Raw genomic sequence first — 657 nt, 5'->3', positions numbered from 1 at the left:
CGTTGAGCGAAGAGGAACTGAAAGCATGACCGAATTTGTCGTATTGATTCCGGCGCGGTTGGATTCTTCACGTCTGCCGGGCAAGGCTTTGGCCGATATTCACGGTAAACCGATGGTTGTACGTGTTGCCGAACAAGCAGCGAAAAGCAAGGCCGCGCATGTTGTCGTTGCCACCGACCATCCTGATATTCAGACGGCCTGTCAGGCGCACGGTGTCGAAGTGGTCATGACTTCTAATCAACACGAAAGCGGTACAACGCGTCTTGCCGAAGCGGCCAATACGCTGAAACTGCCGCAGCATCTGATTGTTGTGAACGTACAAGGCGACGAGCCTTTAATCGATCCCGAACTCATCAACCGTACGGCTGAAGTTTTGGTTGAAAACAATGTGCAAATGGCGACCGCCGCCCACGAATTGCACGATTTTGACGAGTTTATGAATCCTAACGTTGTCAAAGCCGTCCTCGACAAAAACCGCAACGCCATCTATTTCAGCCGCGCCCCGATTCCTTATCCACGCGATGTGATGCGCTCTGAAAAACGTGAATTGCCTTCAGAAACAGCTGTCTTGCGCCACATCGGCATTTATGCCTATCGTGCAGGTTTCCTGCAACGCTATTCCGAAATGGAAGTTTCTCCTTTGGAAACCATTGAATC

The 657-nt window shown here is 51.0% G+C and carries 1 protein-coding gene; it reads left to right on the top strand.

Annotation, left to right across the window (positions count from 1 at the left end):
- Window positions 1-25: 25 nt before the first annotated feature.
- A partial coding sequence (gene kdsB / locus ACTHS3_RS16450) for a 3-deoxy-manno-octulosonate cytidylyltransferase (RefSeq protein ID WP_440368567.1) occupies window positions 26-657 on the top strand: 632 nt, incomplete at its 3' end.

It is taken from the genome of Neisseria sp. P0009.S007, from assembly GCF_051962515.1.
The sequence above is the reverse complement of the archived record's forward strand: the minus strand, read 5'-3'. Positions and strand labels throughout refer to the sequence as shown.